21 protein-coding genes and 11 pseudogenes are annotated in these 22210 nt (G+C 72.5%); 16 read left to right on the forward strand and 16 right to left on the reverse strand.

Annotation, left to right across the window (positions count from 1 at the left end):
• Positions 1-235 precede the first annotated feature (235 nt).
• On the reverse strand, positions 236-1156 hold the full coding sequence (locus G5V59_RS05895; protein WP_278255883.1) for a DUF559 domain-containing protein: 921 nt from the start codon (positions 1154-1156) through the stop codon (positions 236-238).
• A gap of 164 nt (positions 1157-1320) precedes the next feature.
• Positions 1321-2313 (reverse strand): annotated as a pseudogene (gene moaA, locus G5V59_RS05900) (GTP 3',8-cyclase MoaA).
• Between the two features lie 44 nt (positions 2314-2357).
• On the opposite strand from moaA, the gene G5V59_RS05905 reads away from it, so the two are divergent.
• Together G5V59_RS05905 and G5V59_RS05910 are read left to right on the forward strand one after the other, a co-directional pair.
• Positions 2358-2801, forward strand: coding sequence for an SURF1 family cytochrome oxidase biogenesis protein (locus tag G5V59_RS05905; RefSeq protein ID WP_278255884.1), 444 nt, complete (start codon positions 2358-2360; stop codon positions 2799-2801).
• 2 nt (positions 2802-2803) lie between these two features.
• Positions 2804-3106, forward strand: a complete 303-nt coding sequence (locus G5V59_RS05910) for a hypothetical protein (RefSeq protein ID WP_278255885.1) — start codon at positions 2804-2806, stop codon at positions 3104-3106.
• A gap of 75 nt (positions 3107-3181) precedes the next feature.
• Here G5V59_RS05910 and G5V59_RS05915 read toward each other — a convergent pair whose 3' ends face one another.
• The 6 genes and pseudogenes from G5V59_RS05915 to glpK all read right to left on the reverse strand — a co-directional run bounded on the left by G5V59_RS05915 (position 3182) and on the right by glpK (position 7245).
• Positions 3182-3310, reverse strand: coding sequence for an SDR family oxidoreductase (locus tag G5V59_RS05915; protein WP_278259666.1), 129 nt, complete (start codon positions 3308-3310; stop codon positions 3182-3184).
• A 188-nt stretch (positions 3311-3498) separates the two neighbouring features.
• Positions 3499-3774: pseudogene (locus G5V59_RS05920) on the reverse strand (SDR family oxidoreductase); the annotation flags it as partial.
• A complete protein-coding gene (locus G5V59_RS35945; RefSeq protein WP_341350871.1) occupies positions 3681-4463 on the reverse strand; it encodes a glycerol-3-phosphate dehydrogenase C-terminal domain-containing protein in 783 nt (260 codons plus the stop codon). The gene G5V59_RS35945 and the pseudogene G5V59_RS05920, both read right to left, overlap by 94 nt.
• Positions 4381-4560: pseudogene (locus tag G5V59_RS35950) on the reverse strand (glycerol-3-phosphate dehydrogenase); the annotation flags it as partial. The gene G5V59_RS35945 and the pseudogene G5V59_RS35950, both read right to left, overlap by 83 nt.
• 166 nt (positions 4561-4726) lie before the next feature.
• Positions 4727-5485: pseudogene (locus G5V59_RS35955) on the reverse strand (FAD-dependent oxidoreductase); the annotation flags it as partial.
• Positions 5486-5719: 234 nt separating this feature from the next.
• Positions 5720-7245, reverse strand: a pseudogene (glpK, locus tag G5V59_RS05930) (glycerol kinase GlpK).
• 83 nt (positions 7246-7328) lie between these two features.
• On the opposite strand from glpK, the gene G5V59_RS05935 reads away from it, so the two are divergent.
• From G5V59_RS05935 to G5V59_RS05960, 5 genes and pseudogenes are all read left to right on the forward strand, one after another.
• On the forward strand, positions 7329-8123 hold the full coding sequence (locus tag G5V59_RS05935) for an ABC transporter ATP-binding protein (protein WP_278255886.1): 795 nt from the start codon (positions 7329-7331) through the stop codon (positions 8121-8123).
• A gap of 86 nt (positions 8124-8209) precedes the next feature.
• Positions 8210-8677 (forward strand): annotated as a pseudogene (locus G5V59_RS05940) (ABC transporter permease); the annotation flags it as partial.
• Between the two features lie 494 nt (positions 8678-9171).
• Complete coding sequence (locus G5V59_RS05950; protein WP_278260273.1) at positions 9172-9492, forward strand: hypothetical protein; 321 nt, start codon at positions 9172-9174, stop codon at positions 9490-9492.
• Positions 9489-10271: an ABC transporter permease gene (locus tag G5V59_RS05955; RefSeq protein WP_278255887.1), complete on the forward strand. Its 783-nt coding sequence runs from the start codon at positions 9489-9491 to the stop codon at positions 10269-10271. The genes G5V59_RS05950 and G5V59_RS05955 overlap by 4 nt, the downstream gene beginning before the upstream one ends.
• Positions 10268-10564 (forward strand): FtsX-like permease family protein, encoded by a 297-nt coding sequence (locus tag G5V59_RS05960; RefSeq protein WP_278255888.1) that lies wholly within the window; start codon positions 10268-10270, stop codon positions 10562-10564. The genes G5V59_RS05955 and G5V59_RS05960 overlap by 4 nt, the downstream gene beginning before the upstream one ends.
• Before the next feature lie 99 nt (positions 10565-10663).
• Here G5V59_RS05960 and G5V59_RS05965 read toward each other — a convergent pair.
• A pseudogene (locus G5V59_RS05965) lies at positions 10664-12219 on the reverse strand (ABC-F family ATP-binding cassette domain-containing protein).
• 118 nt (positions 12220-12337) lie between these two features.
• Here G5V59_RS05965 and G5V59_RS05970 point away from each other — a divergent pair.
• The 3 genes and pseudogenes from G5V59_RS05970 to G5V59_RS05980 all read left to right on the forward strand — a co-directional run.
• Positions 12338-12760: a hypothetical protein gene (locus G5V59_RS05970; protein ID WP_278255889.1), complete on the forward strand. Its 423-nt coding sequence runs from the start codon at positions 12338-12340 to the stop codon at positions 12758-12760.
• 117 nt (positions 12761-12877) lie between these two features.
• Positions 12878-12973: pseudogene (locus G5V59_RS05975) on the forward strand (neutral zinc metallopeptidase); the annotation flags it as partial.
• A 185-nt stretch (positions 12974-13158) separates the two neighbouring features.
• Positions 13159-13206 (forward strand): annotated as a pseudogene (locus tag G5V59_RS05980) (hypothetical protein); the annotation flags it as partial.
• 38 nt (positions 13207-13244) lie between these two features.
• Here the strand turns inward: G5V59_RS05980 and G5V59_RS05985 are convergent.
• The 5 genes and pseudogenes from G5V59_RS05985 to G5V59_RS06005 all read right to left on the reverse strand — a co-directional run bounded on the left by G5V59_RS05985 (position 13245) and on the right by G5V59_RS06005 (position 16700).
• Positions 13245-14153 (reverse strand): phosphotransferase, encoded by a 909-nt coding sequence (locus tag G5V59_RS05985; protein ID WP_278255890.1) that lies wholly within the window; start codon positions 14151-14153, stop codon positions 13245-13247.
• A complete protein-coding gene (locus tag G5V59_RS05990) occupies positions 14114-15193 on the reverse strand; it encodes a hypothetical protein (protein ID WP_278255891.1) in 1080 nt (359 codons plus the stop codon). Before G5V59_RS05990 ends, G5V59_RS05985 begins: the two co-directional genes overlap by 40 nt.
• Positions 15165-15389: a hypothetical protein gene (locus tag G5V59_RS05995; RefSeq protein ID WP_278260274.1), complete on the reverse strand. Its 225-nt coding sequence runs from the start codon at positions 15387-15389 to the stop codon at positions 15165-15167. Before G5V59_RS05995 ends, G5V59_RS05990 begins: the two co-directional genes overlap by 29 nt.
• Complete coding sequence (locus G5V59_RS06000) at positions 15338-15790, reverse strand: hypothetical protein (protein ID WP_278260275.1); 453 nt, start codon at positions 15788-15790, stop codon at positions 15338-15340. The genes G5V59_RS05995 and G5V59_RS06000 overlap by 52 nt, the downstream gene beginning before the upstream one ends.
• Positions 15787-16700: pseudogene (locus G5V59_RS06005) on the reverse strand (ABC transporter ATP-binding protein). Before G5V59_RS06005 ends, G5V59_RS06000 begins: the two are co-directional and overlap by 4 nt.
• Before the next feature lie 54 nt (positions 16701-16754).
• On the opposite strand from G5V59_RS06005, the gene G5V59_RS06010 reads away from it, so the two are divergent.
• The 3 genes from G5V59_RS06010 to G5V59_RS06020 are packed head-to-tail and all read left to right on the forward strand — an operon-like array spanning position 16755 to position 17710.
• Complete coding sequence (locus G5V59_RS06010) at positions 16755-17072, forward strand: hypothetical protein (protein ID WP_278255892.1); 318 nt, start codon at positions 16755-16757, stop codon at positions 17070-17072.
• A complete protein-coding gene (locus G5V59_RS06015; protein ID WP_278255893.1) occupies positions 17069-17233 on the forward strand; it encodes a hypothetical protein in 165 nt (54 codons plus the stop codon). Before G5V59_RS06010 ends, G5V59_RS06015 begins: the two co-directional genes overlap by 4 nt.
• Before the next feature lie 18 nt (positions 17234-17251).
• Entirely contained in the window at positions 17252-17710 is a 459-nt protein-coding gene (locus tag G5V59_RS06020; RefSeq protein ID WP_278255894.1) for a GNAT family N-acetyltransferase, read from the forward strand.
• Here the strand turns inward: G5V59_RS06020 and G5V59_RS06025 are convergent.
• A pseudogene (locus G5V59_RS06025) lies at positions 17694-18146 on the reverse strand (acVLRF1 family peptidyl-tRNA hydrolase); the annotation flags it as partial. The gene G5V59_RS06020 and the pseudogene G5V59_RS06025 sit on opposite strands and share 17 nt — an antisense overlap.
• 100 nt (positions 18147-18246) lie before the next feature.
• Here G5V59_RS06025 and G5V59_RS35960 point away from each other — a divergent pair.
• The 3 genes from G5V59_RS35960 to G5V59_RS06040 all read left to right on the forward strand — a co-directional run bounded on the left by G5V59_RS35960 (position 18247) and on the right by G5V59_RS06040 (position 20387).
• Positions 18247-18870, forward strand: coding sequence for an SRPBCC family protein (locus G5V59_RS35960; protein ID WP_341351140.1), 624 nt, complete (start codon positions 18247-18249; stop codon positions 18868-18870).
• 328 nt (positions 18871-19198) lie between these two features.
• Positions 19199-19945 (forward strand): hypothetical protein, encoded by a 747-nt coding sequence (locus tag G5V59_RS06035; RefSeq protein ID WP_278255896.1) that lies wholly within the window; start codon positions 19199-19201, stop codon positions 19943-19945.
• A 10-nt stretch (positions 19946-19955) separates the two neighbouring features.
• A complete protein-coding gene (locus G5V59_RS06040) occupies positions 19956-20387 on the forward strand; it encodes a hypothetical protein (RefSeq protein ID WP_278255897.1) in 432 nt (143 codons plus the stop codon).
• Here G5V59_RS06040 and G5V59_RS06045 read toward each other — a convergent pair.
• Complete coding sequence (locus tag G5V59_RS06045; protein ID WP_278255898.1) at positions 20377-21489, reverse strand: hypothetical protein; 1113 nt, start codon at positions 21487-21489, stop codon at positions 20377-20379. The two genes, G5V59_RS06040 and G5V59_RS06045, sit on opposite strands and share 11 nt — an antisense overlap.
• Positions 21490-22210 lie beyond the last annotated feature (721 nt).

The raw sequence follows: 22210 nt of genomic DNA on the forward strand, positions 1-22210 counted from the left end.
TGGCAGGCTGCGCTGGAACAACCCCAAGATCCACACCCCCGACCGCCGCAAGACCTGGCTGGCCTGCGCCGAGCACCGGGAGTCGCTGGAGCACTTCCTCGGCGCGCGGGGCTTCCTGAAGGAGACCGTCCCCCACCGTTGACTTGGGGTTTCCCACCCGCGACTTGGGGTTTCCCACCCGCGACTTGGGGTTTCCCACCCGCGACTTGGGAGTTTCGACCCGCGACGTGGGCGTTCACCACCGCCGGTTCGTGTACGACGGTGTCAGTGCTCGCTCGACGCGGCGGACCCAGCGATCGAGGGCAGCGCCGGTGAAGTCGCCCTGGCGGACGATCACCACCTCCCAGCCCATCTCCCGCAGCCACTCACGCCGCTCGCGGTCGTGAGCCTGCTGGGTCGCTGTGTCGTGAGCCGCCCGGCCGTCGTACTCGATGGCGATGCGGGCGTCCACGTAGGCGAGGTCGAGCCGGTAGGTGGGCCGGTCGTCGCGGTCGACCCACCACTGGATCTCGGGAAGCGGCAGGCCCGCGTCGAGGAGAGTGAGCAAGGTCCAAGCCTCCCGCGGCGACTCCAGGCGAGGATCGACGAGCGGCACCAGGCTCGCGGCACTGCACCACGCCGCGTCGGCGACGGAACCGGGGCAGGCTCGGCGGCCAGGCTCGTCGATGCCGAACCCGTGCTGGCGCGCCAGGGTCGTCAAGGCCGCGAAGGCCTCACGCCGCCGGAGCTCGCAGCCCAGGTCGAGCGCTGTCCGGAGCGGGGTGGTGACACGTACGGGTCCGAGGCGCATGACCTCGCGCGGAAGAAGATCGCGTGTGCGGCCATCGATCTCGCGGCGGCGCGTGGGGTTGCGGCCACGGAGCGCGCAAGTCTCGATCGGAGGCACGACGTCGTGCTCACCGCGAACGAGGACGTCCGCGCCGTGCAACCAAGCGGCGGTGCGGTTGACCGCGACGTGGTGGGGCGACACCACGAGGCTGACGGCGCAGGCCCGCACCTCCAGCGAGTCAGGGACGTCGGAACGGACGTACACCCCGCGCGTCACCCTGCGGATCAGCCTGCTGCGGGCAGCGCGCTCGATCTGGCGTGGGGTGACGTCGTACCGGTCAGCGTCGCGGAGCGTGAAGGGGTGGTCCGGAAGGCCTGCGATGTCCATGACAGCGAGGCTGCCCGTCCCGACGGCCCCGCGAGCGAGGTCGCGGTCAGGCCTGTGGACAACCCGGTCCGCACCCTCCCTGTGGACAGAATCTGGCTCTTGTCAGGGGTGAAACTCCCAACTCGCGGGTGGAAAACCCCAACTCGTGGGTGGGAAGCCCCAAGTCAACCGCCGATGGCGGACATGGGGCGGTCCGGCTGGAGGAACGACGGGTCGTCGATCCCGTGGCCCGCGGCCTTGCCCCACATGGCGACCCGCCAGCGCTCGGCGAGGCTCCTCGTCGGAGGCGCCGGCGCGCAGGGCGGCGCGGAGGTCGGACTCGGAGCGGGCGAAAAGGCAGTTGCGGACCTGGCCGTCGGCGGTGAGCCGGACCCGGTCGCAGTCGCCGCAGAAGGGGCGGGTGACCGAGGCGATGATGCCGACGGTCGCGGGGCCGCCGTCGACGGTGAACAGACTCGGCCGGGGCGCTCCCCCGCGGCTCGACCGCCGGGGACAGGTCGAAGGCCCCGGAGAGCGAGGCGAGGATCTCGTCGGCGGTGACCATGGCGTCGCGGTTCCAGCCGTGCTGCGCGTCGAGCGGCATCTGCTCGATGAAGCGCAGGTGGTAGCCGTGCTCGATGCACCAACCGAGCAGGCTCGGGCGCCCGGTCGTCGTTGATGCCGCGCAGCAGCACGGCGTTGACCTTCACCGGGCCCAGGCCGGCGGCCTCCGCGGCGGCCGGGCCCTCGATCACGTCGTCGAGCCGGTCGCGGCGGGTGACCTCGTGGAAGGTCTCGCGGCGGACCGTGTCGAGGCTGACGTTGACCCGGGCCAGACCCGCCTCGGCCAGTGCGCCGGCGGTCCTGGCCAGACCGAGCGCGTTGGTCGTGATCGACATCTCGACGTCGTACGACGCTGCGACCCGCCCCACGATGTCCAGCAGCCCGCGGCGCACCAACGGCTCCCCACCGGTGAACCGGACCTCGCGCACACCGAGGTGCTCGGCACCGATCCCGATCAGCCGGACCACCTCGTCGTCGGTGGTTCGCTGGTCGGTCGGCATCCAGTCCAGGCCCTCGGCCGGCATGCAGTAGGTGCAGCGCAGGTTGCACTTGTCGGTCAGCGACACGCGGAGGTCGGTGGCGACCCGGCCGTGCTGGTCGAGGAGCGGCTGCATCCCCCCAGCGTAGTCCGCACCCGGGCGCGGCCTACCGTTGTCCCGTGCGATCCTGGCTCTCCTCGTGGCGATTCCTGCTCAGTCGCCGCTGGGTGCTGTTCTTCCTCGCGATCATCGTGGTCGGCTACGGCACCTGGTGGCTCGGCGAGTGGCAGTTCGGCCGGCTGCACGACCGCAAGGAGCGCAACGCGATCGTGGTCGCCAACGAGGACCGCGCGCCGATCCCCGTGACCGACGTGCTGGAGCCGGGGCGCGAGGTCCCGGAGACCGACGAGTACCGACTCGTCACCGCCACCGGCACGTACGACGTCGAGGACACCGTCGTCGTCCGCTACCGCACCCGCGAGGGCGCGCCGGGGGTCGAGGTCGTCGTCCCCCCTCGTGGCGGCCGACGGCACCACGGTCGTGGTGGACCGGGGCTGGTTCGGCACCGAGGACCCGGAGATCAAGCCCGAGGAGCCTGCCCGCCCCGCCGACCGGCGAGGTGACCGTGACCGGCTGGGTGCGCGCCGACGGCACCGGCGGCAGCACCGACATCGTCGGCCACTCCACCCGGGCGATCTCCAGCACCAAGATCGGCAGGTCGATCGGCCGTGAGGTGCTCACCGGGTTCCTCGCGCTCAAGTCCGAGGACCCCGCGCCGGACAAGGCGCTGGAGCCGGTCGAGTCTGCCGGACCTCGGCGAGGGCCCGCACTTCTTCTACGGCCTGCAGTGGTGGTTCTTCGGCGTCCTGGCCGCGGGTGGCTTCGGCTACCTGGCCTGGGACGAGCGCAAGCACGGGCGCCGCGGTGAGCGGACCGTGGAGAAGAAGCGCACCGGCTGGCCGTTCGGCCGGGGCGAGGAGGACGACGACCTCCCGCCCGGGCGTCAGAGCCCGCGCGACATCCCGCCGTCGACGGGGACCATCACCCCGGACAGGAACGACGCCGCGGGCGACAGCACGAACGCCGCCACCCGGCCGAACTCCTCGGGACGGCCGTAGCGGCGCAGCGGGATCTGCGCCCGCGCGGCCTCCTCGGCCGCCGCCGCGTCACCGGTGGAGGCGTCCGGACTCGGCGACCCGCTCGGTGGCGACCCGTCCCGGCAGCAGGCCGTTGACCCGGATGCCGGCGGGGCCGAGAACCGTCGGCGAGGTTCTTCGCGACCATCGCCAGGCCGGGCCGCAGCCCGTTGGACAGGGCGAGACCGGGGATCGGCTGGCGCACGCTGGTGGAGAGCACGAACGCGATCGAGCCGCCCTCGCCGAGCTCCGCGGCGACCGTCCGGGCCAGCCGTACGCCGCCCAGGAAGACCGACGAGAACGCCTGGGTCCACTGCTCGTCGCTCATGTCGGTCACCTTGCCGCCAGGAGGCCCCCCGACGCTGATCAGCGCGCCGTCGAGGCGACCCCAGGTGTCCTTCGCGGCGGCGACGAGGGCAGCAGGCGCCGCGGCGTCGGCGTTGTCCGCGACCACGCCCACCGCGCAGCCCGCGCCCCCGCCCGCCTCCAGACCGGCGACGGCCGCGTCCACGGCCTCCCTGGTGCCGGCCGGAGACGACGACCCGGGCACCGTCGGCGACGAGCGCGTCCGCGGTGGCGCGGCCCAGGCCGCGGGTGGCTCCGGTGAGGACGTAGACCCGTCCGCTGACTCCGAGGTCCATCAGGCTCTTCTCCATCTCCAGGCTCCTCCGCGATCCGGGACACCGGTACGACGTCCGGTGCTCCCTTGCGCGCCGCGTCCGCGGTGTGGTCGTCGGGCTGCCGCTGGCTCTCGCGCTCGGCCTCCACCCGCTTGACGTAGTGCTCGATCTCGCGATCCTTCTGGTCGCCGTCCCAGCGCAGGTAGCTGCGCACCAGGTCGGCCACGTGCGGGGCGGCGGCGACGCCCCGGTCGAAGGTCTCGAAGGACACCCGCATCCGCCGGGTCAGGATGTCGTCGAGGTGCCGAGCGCCCTCGTGGGTGACGGCGTAGACCGCCTCCGCCTGCAGGTAGTCCTCCGCGCCCGGCAGCGGCTCGGCGAGGTCCGGCTCGGCGGCGATGAGCCTGCAGCACCTCCAGCACCAGCGAGCCGTAGCGCTCCAGCAGGTGCTCCACCCGGTTGATCGCGAGGCCGGACTGCGCCGCCAGCGTGCGCCGCTGGTTCCACAGCGCCTGGTAGCCGTCCGCACCGACCAGCGGGATGTCCTCGGTGACGCACGGGCCGACCTTGCGCCCGAGCACCGACTCCAGGCCGTGCACGGCCTCGTCGACGGCGTCCGCGGCCATCACCCGGTACGTCGTGTACTTGCCGCCCGCCACGACCACCAGCCCCGGCACGCTGTGCGCGACCGCGTGCTCGCGGGAGAGCCTTGGACGTCGCCTCGGACTCGCCGGCGAGCAGCGGCCGCAGCCCGGCGTACACGCCCTCGACGTCGTCGCGGGTCAGCGGCACCTCGAGCACCTTGTTGACGTGGTCGAGCAGGTAGTCGATGTCGCTGCTGCTCGCCGCCGGGTGGTCCTTCGACAGCGACCAGTCGGTGTCGGTGGTGCCGATGATCCAGTGCCGCTTCCACGGGATCACGAAGAGCACGGACTTCTCGGTGCGCAGGATCAGCCCGGTCTCGCCACGGATCCGGTCACGGGGCACGACGAGGTGGATGCCCTTGCTGGCACGGACCTTGAACTGCCCGCGCTCGCGCGCCATCGACTGCGTCTCGTCGGTCCACACGCCGGTGGCGTTGATGACCTGGGAGGCCCGGATCTCGAAGCGGTAGCCGGTCTCCAGGTCCACCACCTCGGCGCCGACGACCCGCTCGCTCTCCTTGAGCAGGCCCACGACACGGGTGCGCGAGGCCACCGCGGCGCCGTACGTCGCAGCGGTGCGGGCCAGGAACATCGTGTGCCGGGCGTCGTCCACCTGCGCGTCGAAGTAGCGGATCGCGCCGACCAGGGCGTCCTTGCGCAGCGAGGGGAACACCTTGCGCGCGCCGTGCCGGGTGAGGTGCTTGTGCAGCGGCACGCCGTCGCCGTAGCCGCTCGCCCTGGACATCGCGTCGTAGAGCGCGACCCCGGTGCCGGCGTACCAGCGCTCCCAGCCGCGGCCGTTGAGCGGGTAGAGGAAGGGCACCGGCCGGACCAGGTGCGGCGCGAGACGCTGCATGAGCAGGCCGCGCTCCTTGAGCGCTTCGGCGACCAGCCGGAAGTCCATCATCTCCAGGTAGCGCAGTCCGCCGTGGACCGACCTGGAGCCTGCGGCTGGAGGTGCCGGAGGCGAAGTCGCGGGCCTCCACCAGGCCGACGGTCAGGCCGCGGGTGGCGGCGTCGAGGGCCGCGCCGGCGCCGACGACTCCCCGCCGATCACCAGCACGTCGAGGTGCTGGCTCTCCAGCCTTCTTCAGCGCGGCGCTGCGGGCGCGCGGGGACAGTGCTGCAGGGTTCACGGCTCTCAGACCTCCACCCAGTCGAGGGTGCGTTGGACGGCTTTCTTCCACTGCGCGTAACCCGCCGTGCGGCGGTCTTCATCCCACTGCGGCTCCCAGCGGGTGTCCTCGTGCCAGTTCTCACGGAGGCTCGTCGGTGTCGCGCCAGTAGCCCACCGACAGCCCCGCGGCGTACGCCGCCCCGAGGGCCGTGGTCTCGGGCACCACCGGCCGGCTGACCGGTACGCCGAGCACGTCGGCCTGGATCTGCATGCACAGGCTGTTCAGGGTCACGCCGCCGTCGACGCGCAGCACCTCCAGCGAGACACCGGAGTCGGTGCACATCGCCTCCACGACGTCGCGGGACTGGTAGCAGATCGCCTCCAGCGTGGCCCGGGCGACGTGGGCGTTGGTGTTGAAGCGGGACAGCCCGACGATCGCGCCGCGCGCGTCGGAGCGCCAGTAGGGCGCGAACAGGCCCGAGAACGCCGGCACGAAGTAGACGCCGCCGTTGTCCTCGACCTGTCGGGCCAGCGACTCCGACTCGGCGGCACCGCTGATGATCCCGAGTCTGGTCGCGCAGCCACTGCACCGCCGACCCGGTGACGGCGATCGAGCCCTCGAGGGCGTAGACGCACGGCTGGTCGCCGGTTCGGTACGCCGGCGTGGTCAGCAGCCCGGCCTTCGAGCGCACGATCTCGGTGCCGGTGTTGAGCAGCATGAAGTTGCCCGTGCCGTAGGTGTTCTTGGCCTCGCCGGGTGCGAAGCAGACCTGCCCGACGGTCGCCGCCTGCTGGTCGCCGAGGATCCCGGTGATCGGCACCTCGCCGCTGAAGGGTCCGCTGCGCAGCGTCGTACCGAAGGGCGTGGTGGCGGACGACTCCCGGATCTCCGGAAGCATCGCGCGCGGGATGCCGAAGAAGCCGAGCAGGCTCCTCGTCCCACTGCAGGGTCTCCAGGTCCATCAGCATCGTGCGGCTGGCGTTGGTGACGTCGGTGACGTGCACTCCGCCGTCCACGCCGCCGGTGAGGTTCCACAGCACCCAGGTGTCCGGCGTCCCGAACAGCGCGTCGCCGCGCTCCGCGGCCTCGCGCGCACCGGGCACGTTCTCGAGGATCCACTGCAGCCTTCCCGCCGGAGAAGTACGTCGCGGGCGGCAGGCCCGCTCGGTGCCGGATCACGTCGCCGCGCCCGTCCCTGTCCAGCGCGGCCGCGATCGCATCGGTGCGCGTGTCCTGCCACACGATCGCGTTGTGCAGCGGCCGGCCGGTGCGCCGGTCCCACACGATCGTGGTCTCGCGCTGGTTGGTGATGCCGACGGCCGCAAGGTCCGAGGCGTCCAGTCGAGCCCGGCCGAGCGCGGTCTTGACCACCGCGGAGGTGCGCTCCCAGATCTCCACCGGGTTGTGCTCGACCCAGCCCGCGCGCGGCAGCACCTGCTGGTGCTCCAGGCTGGTGCCGTACGACCTCCTTGCCCTGGTGGTCGAACACCATGAACCGGGTGCTGGTCGTGCCCTGGTCGATCGCCCCGACGAACCGCGCCTGCGCCATGCAGGCCACCCTACGGAACCCGGGGAGCGACTCGGGGGCATTCCTGATGCGGGTCGCTCGGTGCTGCTGGCAGGGTGGGCCCCATGAGCGTCGACCCCGCCAGCGCCCCGACCGCCTCCCGGACCGCGGCACGCGCCGTCGACCTCTTCAAGATCTACGGCCGCGGGGACTCCGAGGTGCGCGCCCTCGACGGAGTGTCGGTGGACCTGGCCGCGGGCGAGTTCACCGCGATCATGGGACCCTCCGGCTCGGGGAAGTCGACCCTGATGCACTGCCTGGCCGCGCTCGACACCCCGACCGCGGGTCAGGTCGTCATCGGCGACACCGACCTCTCGCGGCTCAAGGACAAGGCGCTCACCGCACTGCGCCGCGACCAGATCGGCTTCGTCTTCCAGGCGTTCAACCTGGTCCCCACGCTCTCGGCCCGCGAGAACATCCTGCTGCCACTGAGCCTGGCCGGCCGCAAGCCCGACCAGGCCTGGTTCGACACGGTCGTCGACACCGTCGGCCTGCGCGACCGGCTCGGGCACCGTCCGGCCGAGATGTCGGGTGGGCAGCAGCAGCGCGTCGCGTGCGCGCGGGCGCTGGTCAGCAAGCCGGAGATCGTCTTCGCCGACGAGCCGACCGGCAACCTGGACAGCACGTCCGGTGCGGAGGTGCTGTCCTTCCTGCGCCGCAGCGTGGACGAGTTCGGCCAGACGATCGTGATGGTCACCCACGACGCCGTCGCGGCGTCGTACTGCGACCGGGTGGTCTTCCTCGCCGACGGCAAGGTCGTCGACGAGCTCCGCTCGCCCAGCCGTGAGGACATCCTCGAGCACATGACCGCGCTCCAGGCAGCTTGCGGCGCCCGGGCAGGCCTGAGATGCTGCGCCTGACCCTGCGCAACCTGCTGGCGCGCAAGGTCCGTCTCGTGATGAGCGGCCTCGCGATCGTGATCGGCGTGGCCTTCCTGTCCGGCGTGATGGTGTTCAGCAACGGGCTGTCGAAGACCTTCGACAACATCATCTACGGCTCCACGCCGGACGCCGTGGTGCGCGCCGAGGCGACCGACGAGTTCAGCGGCGGCGTCTCCGGCCAGTCCGACCAGGCGATGACGCCGGCCACCGTCGACGCCCTGAACGCGCTGCCCGAGGTGAAGCGGGCCGCCGGCGACGTCAACGGCGGCGGGATGAGCCTGCTCGGCAAGGACGGCACCCTGGTGGGCGGCAGCGGCGCCCCGACGCTGGCGTTCAACTACCGCGACGGCGAGAACATGGCCGGCGACAAGATCCTGCTGCTGAAGGCCGGGCGCTGGCCGACCTCCGCCGACGAGATCGTCCTCGACCAGGGCGCCGTCGAGGACGGCGGCTACCGGATCGGCGACCGGGTCAGGCTGCTCGCGCCCTTCGGCGTGCTGGAGCGGACGGCGACGCTGGTCGGCTCGGCCGAGTTCAACGGCGGCGGTACGGCGGGGGCCACCCTCCTCATCTTCTCCACCGAGGGCGCCCAGCAGCCTCTTCTTCCAGGGCAAGGACGTCTTCAACCGGATCAGCCTGACCGCGGCCCCCGGAGTCAGCCAGAAGGAGACTCGTCGCGGCCGCCGACAAGGTGCTCCCCCAGGGCTTCGAGGCGGTCACCGGCGACAAGGTGGCCAAGGAGTCCGAGGACGCGATCGGCAGGCTTCCTCGACGTGATCACGGTCTTCCTCACCGTCTTCGCGATCATCGCCGTCATCGTCGGCGGCTTCATCATCGTCAACACCTTCTCCATCCTCATCGCCCAGCGCACCCGCGGCTGGCGCTGCTGCGCGCCCTCGGCTCCTCGCGCGGCCAGGTCACCCGCTCGGTGCTGGTCGAGGCCTTCGTCCTCTCCGTGGTCTCCTCCACGCTGGCGATCGGGCTCGGACTCCTGCTCGCCCGGGCCCTCGCCGCGCTCTTCCGCACGATGGGCCTGGACATCTCCGGCGACGCCCTCGACGTGACGCCCCGCGCCGCGGTGATCAGCCTACGCCGTCGGGATCGGGGTCACCATGCTGGCCGCCTACCTGCCCGGCCGGCGCGCCGGCAAGGTGGCCCCGGTGGCGGCCATGCGGACCGACGTCGCGCCGGAGAGGGCCTCCCTGCGGCGTCGTACGGCCATCGGGGTGGTGGTGCTGCTCATCGGCGCCGGCTTCGCCGCGGCAGGACTGGCGGACACCAACGCCCTGCAGATCGGGATCGGCGCCGTGCTGTGGATCCTCACCGTCGCGGCGATCAGGCTCGGTGATCGGCAAGCCGGTGCTGCTGGCCTGCCGCGCACTGTTCACGGGACTGTTCGGCACGACCGGAAGGCTGGCCGGCGAGAACGCGCTGCGCGACCCGCGGCGCACCGGCGCGACGGCCTCGGCCCTGATGATCGGCCTCGCCCTGGTCTCGACCATCGGAGTGCTCGCGGCCTCGCTCAACAAGTCCGTCGACGACGTCGTGGACGAGCAGTTCACCGCCGACCTGCTGGTGCAGAGCACCACCTTCCTGCCGTTCTCCACCGAGGTCGGCGACCGGATCGAGAAGATCGACGGCGTCGGCACGATGAGCCGGCAGCGAACCACCACCGCCCAGTACGACGGCAAGGCCGCCTATGTCACCGGCGTGGACCCGCAGTTCACCTCGATCTACCACCTCGACGTGGTCGAGGGCACCGAGCGGATCAGCGGCGCGCAGGCCTTCGTCAGCAAGGACTTCGCGAAGAAGCACGCCGTGAAGGTCGGCGACAGCCTCGACCTGTCCTTCCAGGGCAACCGGAAGGCTCGCGCCGCGGGTCGTCGGCATCGTCGACGGCACCGAGGTCTCCTCGGAGGTCACCCTGCCGCTGGCCGAGCTCGCCAAGGTCGGCGTCCTGCGCCAGGACACCGCGATCAGCATCCTGCTCTCCCCCGGCGCCGACGGCGCGAAGGTCCGCGACGCCATCGATGCCGCGGCGAAGCCGGTGCCGATCGTCGGCGTCTACGACAAGGCGGAGTTCTCCGACCAGATCCGCGAGCAGGTCAACCAGGCTGCTCTACATGATCTACGGGCTGCTCGCCCTGGCGATCGTCATCGCGGTGATCGGCATCGTCAACACCCTCGGGCTCAGCGTCATCGAGCGGACCCGCGAGATCGGGCTGCTGCGCGCCGTCGGGATGAGCCGGGCCAAGGCTGCGCCGGATGATCATGCTGGAGTCCGTGACGATCGCGGTCCTCGGTGCGGTGCTGGGCATGGCCCTCGGGGTGCTCATCGGGGTGCTCCTGCAGCGGGCGCTGGCCGACGACCTCACCAGCCTCGGGCTGCCGCTCGGCCAGGCTCGTGGTGTTCCTGGTGATCGCGGTCGTGGTCGGCGTCCTGGCGGCGGTCGTGCCGGCGATCCGGGCCTCGCGGCTGGACGTGCTGGACGCGATCGCCACGGAGTGAGGGAAGGGCCTCAGGCCAGGGCGACCAGGTCGGCGTAGTCGGGGCTCCACAGGTCCTCGACGCCGTCGGGCAGGATCAGCACCCGGTCCGGCTCCAGGGCGTGCACGGCGCCCTCGTCGTGGGTCACCAGCACGATCGCGCCCTCGTAGCGGCGGATCGCGTTGAGCACCTCCTCGCGGGAGGCCGGGTCGAGGTTGTTGGTCGGCTCGTCGAGCAGCAGCACGTTCGCGGCCGAGACGACGAGCGAGGCCAGCGCGAGCCGGGTCTTCTCGCCGCCGGACAGCACGCCCGCGGGCTTGTGCACGTCGTCGCCGGAGAAGAGGAAGGACCCGAGCACCGAGCGCGCCTCGGTGTCGGTGGTCTGGGGCGCCGCGGACTGCATGTTCTCCAGCACCGTGCGGCCCACGTCGAGGGTCTCGTGCTCCTGGGCGTAGTAGCCCACCTTGAGCCCGTGCCCGGCGACGACCTCACCGGTGTCGGGCTTGTCGACCTCGGCCAGGATCCGCAGCATCGTGGTCTTGCCCGCGCCGTTGAGCCCGAGGATGACCACCCGGGAACCCTTGTCGATGGCCAGGTCGACGGCGGTGAAGATCTCCAGCGCGCCGTAGGACTTGGACAGGTCGTGCGCGCTGAGCGGGGTCTTGCCGCAGGCGGCCGGGGTCGGGAACTTGATCGCGGCGACCTTGTCGGACTGCCGCTCCCCCTCGACCCCGTCCAGCAGGCTTCTCGGCACGCTTGAGCATCTGTTGCGCGGCGCTGGCCTTGGTGGCCTTCGCGCGCATCTTGTTGGCCTGGTCGGTGAGCGTCTTCGCCTTGTTCTGGGCGTTCATCAGGCTCGCGCTTGCGGCGCGCCTCGTCGGTCTCGCGCTGGGTGAGGTAGTTCCTCCAGCCCATGTTGTAGACGTCGATCACGGTGCGGTTCGCGTCCAGGTGGTAGACCTTGTTGACGGTCTCCTCGAGCAGCGCGTTGTCGTGGGAGATCACGATGAAGCCGCCCTTGTAGGACTTCATCCAGTCACGCAGCCAGGTGATCGAGTCGGCGTCGAGGTGGTTCGTCGGCTCGTCGAGGATGAGCACCTCGGCGCTCGAGAACAGGATCCGGGCGAGGCTCCACGCGCCGGCGCTGGCCGCCGGAGAGCGTGCCGAGCGGCTGCTCCATCAGGCGGTCCGGGATGCCGAGGCTCTGCGCGATCTGGAGAGCCTCGGTCTCGGCGGCGTAGCCGCCGCCGGCGTCGAGCTCGTCCTGCGCCCGCTGGAACTTCCGGAACGCCTTGTCGCGCACGTTCGGGTCGTCGGAGGCCATCGCGACCTCGGACTCCCGCATGCGTCGTACGGCGTCGTCGAGGCCGCGCGCGGACAGGATCCGGTCGCGGACCAGGATCTCCGGGTCGCCGACGCGGGGGTCCTGCGGCAGGTAGCCGAGTCTCGCCGTTGTTGGTGACCGTGCCGCCGGCGGGCAGCAGGTCTCCGGCGAGGACCTTCGTGAGGGTCGTCTTGCCGGCGCCGTTGCGGCCCACGAGGCCGACCTTGTCGCCGGGGCCGACGCGGAAGCCTGACGTTCTCCATGAGGAGCCGCGCACCGACGCGAACCTCGAGCCTGGTGCACCGTGATCATGACGGTCCGATCCTCCCACGCGGACGCGCACCGGCCGAAAACGCCGATCTCTGGCATAGGGTGCTGCTCGTGGTGCGATTCAACCCGAAGGCCCGCCTGGACACCTCTCGCGTCGACGACGCCGGAAGCGGTGGCGGCGGTGGTGGTGGCCTCGGCGGTGGCGGCATGCGCCTGCCGATCCCCACCGGCAAGGGCGGCATCGGCGGCATCGTGGTCCTCGTCGTCATCTTCGTGATCGCGCGCCTGCTCGGGGTCGACCTGGGCCTCGGCGGCGGTGGGACGAGCACCGCGTCGGCGTACTCCCCCGCCCGGCTCAGCGACGCCCAGGACGGCAGCGACCGGTACGCCGGCTGCAAGACCGGCGAGGACGCCAACAAGAGCGCGGACTGCGCCCGGGTGGCGGTCGAGAACTCGCTCACCGACTACTGGGACTCCGGCTCGGCGGCAAGTTCCACCCGGAGAAGGGCGTCGTCACCTTCACCGGCTCGGTGAGCACCGGCTGCGGCGGCGCCACCAGCGACGTCGGCCCGTTCTACTGCCCCTCCGACGAGACCATCTACCTCGACACGACGTTCTTCCGCGACGTCTACGAGGGCCAGGCTCGGCGGCAAGGACGCGCCCTTCGTGGAGGCCTACGTGCTCGCGCACGAGTACGGCCACCACATCTCCAACCTCCTCGGCTTCATGACCGAGGCCAGCCGCCGCGGCCAGCAGGGCCCGCAGAGCGGCAGCGTGCGCCTGGAGTCTGCAGGCCGACTGCTACGCCGGCCTGTGGGCGAACCACGCCACGAGCACCGAGGACGCCTCCGGCCAGAAGCTCGCTGCTCGACCTCAACCAGCAGGACATCGACGAGGCGCTCGACGCCGCCAAGACCGTCGGTGACGACTACATCCAGAAGCGCAGCGGCGGCCGCGTCAACGAGGAGTCGTGGACGCACGGGTCCTCCGAGCAGCGCAAGAAGTGGTTCATGGTCGGCTACGAGCAGGGGGAACCTCGACGCCTGCGACACCTTCTCCGTCGACCGGGTGTGAGGAACAGCCTCACCGCTCGAGCAGTGCCTCGATGTGCGGGAAGGTCCGCTGCAGCGCCCGCAGGTGCGGCGCGACGGCGGGGTGCCGGTACTTCGCGACCAGCGCTCCCTCCCCCGACGCGACCCTCGCCAGCGCCCACTCGGCACGGCTGAGGGCGGTGTAGACGGCCGTCACCTGCGCGCCGAGGAGCACCGCGTCGCGGTCGGCGAGCCCCCCCGGGAAGGCCGAGCAGGTAGGCGTCGAGCAGCGGCTCGAACTCCTCGCGCGAGGACAGCGACAGGTAGCCCAGGTCACCGCCCACCGGACCGCGCCCGAGGGTGCCCCAGTCGATGGCGAGCGCGTCGTCGTCGTACCGGCCGGGGAGGTTGGCGGCGGTCGGATCGCCGTGCTGCGGGACCTGGGGCAGGCCGTCGAGCAGGGCCAGCATGGTCTCGCGGCGGGTCCACAGGTGCTCGGCGACGTCGGCGACGGTGGTCCGGGCCAGGGTCGGCCAGCCACCGCGACGGGCCACCCGGGCGAGCCGGTCGCGCAGCAGGCCGGAGGCGAGGAAGACCGGGTGCCCGATCGTGGCACCGGCGAAGCGGGCGATCGACAGCGCCAGGAAGAGCCCGCTGGAGGAGGCGTCCTCGACCCAGTCGCGGACGATCGTGATGCCGGCCTCGTCCTCCTCGACGGACGCGCCGGCCGCGCGCAGGCCGGGGGTGGCGCTCGTCAGCCCGGTGTCGAGGACGTCGGCCTCTCGCCGCCAGTACGCCACGTGGCTGCGCTCGGACAGGATCCCGGGGTCGCCCGGCCCGGGCTTGGCGAGCCGCTTCACCACGACCGCGCGCCCGCCGAAGGCGGTGCGCCACACGCCGACGGTGGACGTCCCCGTGCCACCGGGAAGCGCCACCCACTCCGGCTCGGGCTGCCACATGGCAGGCAACCTAGTCGATGTCGCGCGTGCGGAACCGCCACCACGCCACGGCGAGCAGGCCCGCCGCGACCGCGGACAGACCCGTGGCGCTGGTCCAGGCTCCACGGCTCGGACGGCACCGACGGCACGTGGGCGTACGGCGAGAGGCCGGTCAGCCATCCCGGCAGGTCGAGCAGGTCCCCCAGCAGCCCGAGGGTGAGGAACGCCGCGGGCCACACCCAGGCCAGGACCGACCAGCGGGTGCCCCAGGCGAGCGAGAGCACGGCGAGGGCCCCCGCCACCCAGGCCGCCGGGACCCAGGCCAGCGCCGCGACGAGCAGGTTGCCGATGCCGGGCCCGTCCGCGGCGACGTACCCGATCCAGAGGCCGAGGCCCGTCACGACCAGCAGCACCGCGACGCCCGCGAGGGCGACGAGCAGGGTCGCGCCGAACCAGGCGGCACGGCTGGTGCCCGTCGCCAGCACCGAACTCGGCACGACCCTCGCTCTCGTCGCGGGAGGTGTGCGCGACGACGGCCGCGGCGAAGTAGGTGAGCACGACGGCCACGATCGACAGGAGCGCCGCGACCAGGCTCCCCGCCGAGGTCGTCGATGATCGATTGCGCGGCCGCGGAGTCGAGCAGGTCGCCGACGCCGGGCGCGATCATCCCGAACACCACTCCCATCGCCGCCGCCGCGAGCGCCCACAGGGCGAGCGTGGTGGTGCTGGTGCGGAGCGCGAGCCCGAAGGCGTCGGCCAGCCGGGGCGAGCCGGTAGCCGGCCCGGGACGGGCGGCGAGCAGTCCGGACCCGAGGTCCCGCCGGGCCCGGAGCAGCACCGCAGCGACGGCGAGCACGACGGCGAGCGCGGGATAGGCGGCCAGCAGCCACCAGCGCGTCTCGCCGTACGCCGCGACCCGGGTGTTCCAGCCCAGCGGGGACAGCCAGGCTCAGCCACTGCGGCCCGGTGTCACCGGCCGCACGGAGCACGAAGAGCACACCGACCACCCCCGCCGCGAAGCCCGCGCAGGTGCGTGCACTCGCCGAGAGCCTGGGCCGTGAGCGCCCCGATGCCGGCCGCGACCAGACCGGTACCTGCCCACAGCGCGCCGAAGGCCACCGAGCCCACGGCGTCCAGCCCGCTCACCGCGTTGCCGAGCGCCACGAGCACCCCCAGCGCGACGGCGAGGAGCACGCTCTCGACCGCGACGGCCGCCAGTGCGGCGTCCCGGCCGACCGCGGTGCCTCCGACCAGACTCGGTCCGGCCCGACTCCTCCTCGACCCGGGTGTGGCGGCGGACGACCACGATGAAGAGCACCGCGACGAAGACGGCGTAGAGCACCGTCATCTTGGTCATGGCCAGGCTCGCCCTCGCTGGTGACGTCGAGCACCGGCCCGTAGAGCGCCACGATGGCGGGGCTGGCGTTGAGTGCCTCCGCGGCGTGCACGCGGTCGGCCTGGTCGGCGTACAGGCTCGGGGTGGCGGCAGCCGAGGCCACGCTCATCAGCACCAGCAGCGCGACCCAGACACCGGCGAGGACGCGGTCGCGGCGCAGGGCCAGACCGAGCAGGAGGCGCCAGCCGGCGGTGCTCATCGGTGCGCGCCGGCCCGGTCGCGGTAGGCGTCGAGGAAGAGGCCTCCTCGAGGCTGGGTGGGCTGCTCGTCAGGCTGGTCACGCCGGCCGCCGTCAGGCTCGGTGAGCACACCGGGCAGGGCGGCGGCGTCGACCGTGCAGGTGAGGGTCGCGCCGTCGACCGACACGTCGTGCACGCCCTCGCGTGCCGAGAGGTCGGGCACGGTGCCGGTCAGCCCGGCGACCAGGCGGGTGCGCTGCAGGTGGCGCAGCGACTCCAGCGTCCCGGTCTCCACGACCTTGCCCTCGCGGATGATGGTGACCCTGTCCGCGAGCCGCTCGACCTCGCTGAGGATGTGGCTCGACAGCAGCACCGTCGCACCGCGGCCGGTGTGCTCGGCGACGCACTCGTTGAAGACCTGCTCCATGAGCGGGTCGAGGCCCGAGGTCGGCTCGTCCAGGACCAGCAGACTCCGGGTCGGCGGCGAAGGCGGCGACGAGGGCGACCTTCTGCCGGTTGCCCTTGGAGTAGGCGCGACCGCGCTTGGTCGGGTCGAGCGCGAACCTCTCGATCATCTCCTCACGGCGGGAGTTCCGCGGGTCGGCGCCCCGCATCCGCAGGAGCAGGTCGACGATCTCCCCGCCGCTGAGGTTGGGCCAGAGGTTCACGTCGCCGGGCACGTACGCCAGCCGCCGGTGCAGGTCTGCGGCGTCGCGCCACGGGTCGCCGCCGAGCAGCCGGACCGTCCCGCTGTCCTTCCGGAGCAGTCCGAGCAGGACCCGGAGGGTGGTGGACTTCCCGGCGCCGTTCGGGCCGAGGAAGCCGTGCACCTCCCCCGGTACGACGCTCAGGTCCAGCCCGTCCAGGGCCCGGAAGGCTGCCGAACGTCTTGACCAGGTCCCGGATCTCGATGACGGCGGTGTCGGCCATGCCGCCATCATGACACTGGTTTCATCATTTTGTGAAACATGTGAGAATCAACCCATGTCCACTCCCACGCAGCGCGCCGAGTTCGTCGAGCGGCTGGGCGGTGCACTCACCAGCGCTGGCCTGGCCCGGCTCCCCTCGCGGGTCTTCGCCGCCCTGCTGGTCGACGACGACGGCCGGATGACCGCAGCCGAGCCTGACGACGACGCTGGGCGTCAGTCCGGCCGCGATCTCCGGCGCCATGCGCTACCTCGACGGCGTCGGCATGGTGCGGCGCGAGCGGGAGCGCGGCTCGCGGCGCGACATCTTCGTGGTCGAGGACGACGCCTGGCACGGCACGATGACCCGCGTCGACCAGGCTCTACGCACCGATGATCGATGCTCTCGAGCGCGGGCTCGCCGACCTCGACGGCGCCGATCCGGCCCGTCGGCGGTTGCTCCTGGCGCGGGAGTTCCTGACCTTCGTGCTGGAGGAGATGGCCGATCTCGACGAGCGTTGGGCCGTGCGCCGGGCCGCCCTCGGCCTCGGCGACTGACTCCGGCAGGATCGTCGCGTGCAGATCCGGACTCGACGACCCCCGCCGTCCCGATGTGCTCGCGCTCCCGGAGGAGCACCTGAGCGACATGTACGCCACCTCCCCGGCCGAGAGCGTGCACGCCCTGGACCCGGACGCGCTGGCCGTCCCCGGCATCAGGCTTCTGGACCGCCCGCGACGGGGACCTGCTGCTGGGCTGTGTCGCGCTCAAGCAGGCTCACCGGCGGGCACGCCGAGTCGAAGTCGATGCGCACCGCCACCGCCGCCCGCCGCCGCGGGGTCGCCGGCCGGCTGCTCGACCACGTCCTCGCCGAGGCCCGAAGCCGCGGGCACGACCGGATCAGCCTGGAGACCGGCACCGAGGACTACTTCGCCGCCGCCCGCGCGCTCTACGCCACCCGTGGGTTCACGCACTGCGCGCCCTTCGAGGGCTACGCCGAGGACCCGCACAGCGTCTTCCTCAGCCTGGCGCTGTAGGACCGTTCTCGACCTCGACCACCAGCGCCTGCGCGTCGCGGACCACCTGGTCGAGGACACCGCGCCGCGGGTCCGGTACGGCGAACCACGGCCCCACCACCTCCACCGCCGCCAGCCGACGGTCCACCAGCACCTCGGTCACCGCCGCCCGGTCGCCCCCGCTGACGACCGGCACCACGTCACCGAGGACGCGCACCGCGTGGTCGGCGGCCGCCTCGTAGGCATCCCGGGCCTGGTTGGCCCGTCGTCGCGCGAACCGCTGCTGGGACTGGCCGCCCGCCTTGGTGCGGCCCTGGACGTGGCGCTGGCCGGTCTTGGACGCCACCACCACCCCCTGCTCGACGCGGGCGACCGCGAAGCCGCCCTTGCGCACGAGCAGGACACCCCACGCCGGCGGGGCGTGCGCCCGGCCCGCGAGACTCAGCAGGGTCGGGCGGCCCGTCGTACGGGAGGGAGAAGGGGAGGCGGGCCAGGAAGTGGGCGCCGTCGGGCGCGCTCCCCCGCAGACCGCCGTCGGCGGCGAGCGTCGCCGGGCCGTGCGAGGCCTCGAAGTTGCTCAGCCAGCGCTCCCAGCGGGAGACGGGGACGAGGACCTCGGGCACGGGACGACCCTACCGACGAGAACGTGTTCTACCCTGCCGCCATGTCCTCCTCGCTGCACGCCTGCGACCTCGTCGACCTCGCCTGGATCGACTCCGCCCCGCACCGGTTCGTCAACAGCGTGGACCTCGCGATCACCCCGGCACAGCCTGTTCGAGGTGCTCGCCGACGCGACCGCCTGGCCGCACTGGGCGAAGGCGATCACCGACGTCGCCTGGACGACCCCCGCGCCGCGCGGCGCCGGGACGATGCGCACGGTCACGATGCGCGGCGGGCTCGTCGGCGCGGAGGAATTCCTGGCCTGGGAGGAGCACACGCTGCTCGCGTTCCGGTTCAACGAGGCGTCGGAGAAGCGGATCAAGGCCTTCGCCGAGCGGTACGACGTCGTACCCACCCCCGGAGGCTGCCGGCTCACCTGGACCCTCGCCCTGGAGGTCACCGGGGCGGCCCGGGTCACGCTCGCGCCCAGCCGCCCACTGCTGGGCGCAGGCTTCCGCTGGTTCCTGAGGAACCTGCGGGCCTACACCGACGAGCGCTTCGCACCGGCCGTCGCCCCCTGACGCGGACCGGTGCTGCGCACCAGTCTGCGCGGGGACCGGGCCCGGCGGCCAGACCTCCGCGGGGATCGACCTCGCGGCCGGGGGTTTCTTGTCACCCGGGTGAGCAGCGAGCCTCGTGCGGCGACGACACCGCGTCGCGCGCCCGCCGGCCGGCACGCCGAGCCGCCTGCTGGGTGCGACTTCTTGTCACGTACGTCACAACATCCGCCCCGCTCGGCGCCGGCGTCCTCCGAACGCCTTGGCCGGCCCCCGCACACCTGGCTCAATCGGAGGAGTCGCCCCCAACGGCCCGACGGCGCCTGCCGTCGGTGAGGGAGGGACACCCGAGATGACCATCACCACCGCACCCGTCACGCTGCCACCGATCACCTCGCCGGAGCGGACGGCGTTCCTGTGCCAACGGATGGTGAGCACCGTCAGCACCGCGCTGGGCACGCCGCCCGACGACCCCCGGGTCCGGGGCGCGATCACCGACGTCGTCCAGTTCTTCCTGGCGGCGGGTGGCCGGGCCGAGGTCGCCGCGCAGGACGCGCAGCGCGTCGTCCGGTCGCTGGCGGTGGAGCCTGAGCGCGGCCGGCCTGGTGGCCCCGGACCTGGACCGCCTGTTCCGCTCGCTGCACGGCGTGGTGATGAGCACCCTCGGGCAGGTCGCGGGCGAGGCGCTGCGGGGCGAGGCCATCATGGGCCTGCGCCACGCCGCCCAGCGGTACCTGCACCTGGTCTGCGCGACGATGACCACCGAGCCTGCGCCGCGAGAGTGCCCGTCGGGACCACCGCCGCGCGCAGTGGCTGGCCGAGGTGGGGACGGCGGGCGACCCCCGGATCGACGCCACCCGCCCGGGCCGGGTCCGCGCCCTGGTGTCGGTCGACCGCGAGCCTGCCGGAGGTGTTGCGGAGCGACCCGCGGCTGATCGCCCGCACGTCGGCGTACGAGCTCCTGGTGCCCGAGGACGTCGACCCGCACAGCCTGGCGTCCGCCGTGGCGGGCCAGGTCGTCGTCGGCCCGCTGACGCCGTGGAGCGACCTCGGGGACAGCCTCCAGTCTGCTGTGGCGCGCGGCCCGTCTGCTCAGTGACGGCCACGCCGTGGACGACCGGGTACTGGTGCCGTGCACCGAGATGCTCGGCCCGCTGCTCGTGGCGGGCAACCCGCTGCTGTCCGGCCTCCTGGCGAGCAAGCACCTGACCGTCCTCGACGGGATCCGGCCGGCCCGCCGCAAGGACCTCGCACTCACCCTGCTGCGCTGGCTGGAGTCCGCGAGCGCGACCAACCAGCCTGGCCCGCGACATGGGCGTGCCGCCGCAGACCCTGCACAGCCGCCTGTGCAAAGCTCCGGGAGCTCTTCGGCGCCAAGGCCTGGAGGACCCGCCGGTGCGGCTGGAGCTGATCGTGGCGCTGCGCGCCGTCCTGCCCACCTGGGGTGTCGCGGTCTGAGCACGCGATGGCCCCCGAGCGGTGCTGCTCGGGGGCCATCGACGTCACCACGCCGGGGTCAGCGGGTGATCTTCAGGGAGTAGATCCCCGAGCCTGCGCGGCAGGTAGTACCGGTCGCCCAGGTAGGAGACCTGGACCCGCCAGGTGCCCTTCGCCAGCCTTCGGCAGGACGACCACGCGCCGGCCGGCGCTCAGCGTGCCGGTGACGACCTTCCTCGACCCTGCCTTGGTGAGGGTCACCCGGATGGTGCCGGTCGGCACCGGGCGAGCGGTCGTCGCGCGGGCGACCACGACCGTGGCGCGGCCGGCCTTCTTGCTGGTCGGGCGCACGTTGAAGGTCAGCGTCGGGGGCTTCGGGTAGCCCCGGACGATCGCCGCGGCGGCCACCGGGCCCCGCGCGACCGAGGAGGACACGACGGTCTCGCTCCCCCGGGTCGCCGTGGACACGAAGGTGACCGACCTGCCCTGGAAGGACGCGGGCAGGGTGATCGTGGTGCCGGTGGCACCGGTGATCGCCACGCCGTTGACCTTCCACTGGTTGGTCACCGTCGCGGTGCCGTTGAAGGTCGCCGGCTTGCCGGTCAGCACCTTGCCGACCTGGACGGTGCCCGTGATGGTCGGGATCGCGGTGGCCGCCAGCGGCGCCGCCGTGACCGGGCCGACCGCACCCGAGGTCGAGGCCAGCGTGTCGGTGCCGCGGGTGGCCGTGGACTCGAAGGTGATCGACTTGCCCTGCAGCGCGGCGGTGAGGGCCAGCGTCGTACCGGTGGCGCCGCTGATGGCCACCCCGTCGGCCTTCCACTGGTTGCTCACGATGGCGGTCGCGTCGTTGAAGCCAGCGGGGGTGCCCGTCAGCGTCTTGCCGACCTGGGGCGTGCCGGAGATGATCGCCTCGCTGGTCACGGCCAGCGCGGGGGGCGCTTCCGCCTCGATCAGCGCGTAGGCGCCGTCGGCGATGTCCAGCACGCCGCCGGCGGCCATGGAGGCGGGCAGCGGGACCGGGGTGGCCTCACCGCCGCCGGCCTGCGACTGCGAGGTCCAGGCGACGACGTGGCCCTGGTTCGTCAGCAGGAACTGCGGGCTGCCCGTGGTGGAGTCGCCGGTCGAGTTGATCTCCTTGACGCTCTCTCCCTCGGGCACACCCGGGAAGTTGTCGTCCAGCCACGCGGTGAAGGTCCACGGCACCACGAAGTCGTTGGGGTCGACGAGCCGGAAGCCGTAGGCTCTTGCCGCTCTGCGTGAGGAACGTGCCCGAGTTCGCGACGTCCTCCTCCGGCGTCGGCAGGGTGGTCTGGCCGCTGAACGCCACCACGGGGTCGTCGCCGGCCGGCCGCAGGCTCCGTCCAGCCCTGACCGTCGGACAGCACGATCAGCGAGCCGTCCTCGCGCAGGGCGACGGCGTTGGTGAGGTAGGCACCGCTGGTGTTGCGGTTGACCGTGCCCAGGGACACGACGCCGGTCAGCGGGTCACCGGTGGCCCCGGAGACCACGGTGGTCACGCCCTCGTTGCCGCTGACCGCCTCCGGTCCGTAGGCGATGATCGCGACGTGGTGGGCGCCCTCGGCGGTCTCGACGATGACGTAGGCCCGGTAGACGCTGCCCGAGACCGCGATCGCCTTGCCGCCCAGGCTGCTCGGCGGTCCAGGCTCTGGTCGGCGAAGGAGCCGCGCGAGCCGCCCCACTTGGTGACGCTGCCGTCGGCGCTGGCGGCCCAGATCGACCGCGGGCCGCCGATGCTCAGCGACAGGGTCCGCTGGCTGCTGACGTTGGCCGGAACCGTCTGGGCGCTCGCCTGGAGGGCGGCGGGGATGGCGACCGAGCCGTCGGCACGGATCGCACCGACCGCGTTGGCGCCCAGGCCGTTGTCGCCGAGTCTGCGCGAACGGCCCCGGGTACGACGCCGTCT

The organism is Nocardioides convexus (assembly GCF_011090295.1).

Coding starts and splice junctions, on each gene's coding strand:
- G5V59_RS05895 (WP_278255883.1), bottom strand. CDS start 1,156: ATGGACATCGCAGGCCTTCCGGACCACCCCTTCACGCTCCGCGACGCT.
- G5V59_RS05935 (WP_278255886.1), top strand. CDS start 7,329: ATGAGCGTCGACCCCGCCAGCGCCCCGACCGCCTCCCGGACCGCGGCA.
- G5V59_RS05950 (WP_278260273.1), top strand. CDS start 9,172: ATGGGCCTGGACATCTCCGGCGACGCCCTCGACGTGACGCCCCGCGCC.
- G5V59_RS05960 (WP_278255888.1), top strand. CDS start 10,268: ATGATCTACGGGCTGCTCGCCCTGGCGATCGTCATCGCGGTGATCGGC.
- G5V59_RS06000 (WP_278260275.1), bottom strand. CDS start 15,790: ATGAGCACCGCCGGCTGGCGCCTCCTGCTCGGTCTGGCCCTGCGCCGC.
- G5V59_RS06010 (WP_278255892.1), top strand. CDS start 16,755: ATGTCCACTCCCACGCAGCGCGCCGAGTTCGTCGAGCGGCTGGGCGGT.
- G5V59_RS06015 (WP_278255893.1), top strand. CDS start 17,069: ATGATCGATGCTCTCGAGCGCGGGCTCGCCGACCTCGACGGCGCCGAT.
- G5V59_RS06035 (WP_278255896.1), top strand. CDS start 19,199: ATGACCATCACCACCGCACCCGTCACGCTGCCACCGATCACCTCGCCG.